The 330-nt window shown below is 40.3% G+C and carries 1 protein-coding gene and 1 pseudogene; one reads left to right on the top strand and one right to left on the bottom strand.

The window, feature by feature from the left end; all coding sequences use genetic code 11:
- Positions 1–120 (bottom strand): IS1 family transposase (locus EI162_RS14555; RefSeq protein WP_192524998.1); only part of this gene is annotated, 120 nt, incomplete at its 3' end.
- A gap of 98 nt (positions 121–218) precedes the next feature.
- Between EI162_RS14555 and EI162_RS14560 the strand changes: the two are divergent.
- Positions 219–330: pseudogene (locus EI162_RS14560) on the top strand (IS982 family transposase); the annotation flags it as partial.

Genomic DNA, 330 nt, shown 5'->3' on the forward strand with positions numbered 1-330 from the left:
AATAAATTGACGTTTGCAGTCCTTGCATTGGTAGTTCTGCTTGCCATAGCTTTTTATGCCGTTTTTCTTTAAACTGGGACTGTGACAGTCGGGGCAGCTGATATCTATTTGTGTCTTCATAACCTCAAATATATCATCTTGCTTTGACTGTCACCCTCCTTTTATCTCCTCAGCATACTTTCTGATACACCACCGAATTTATCATCAATATCTATTTAATGGTAGAGCAATATTACAAAATAGTCGTCACCAAACCCTTGCGAGGTGCAGGTTACGCGCCAAAGCTGAGTGATCCTGAGATTATTTGCATGGAACTGGTCGGTGAATTTT

This window comes from Psychrobacter sp. FME6 (assembly GCF_014861365.1).
GTDB lineage: Bacteria > Pseudomonadota > Gammaproteobacteria > Pseudomonadales > Moraxellaceae > Psychrobacter.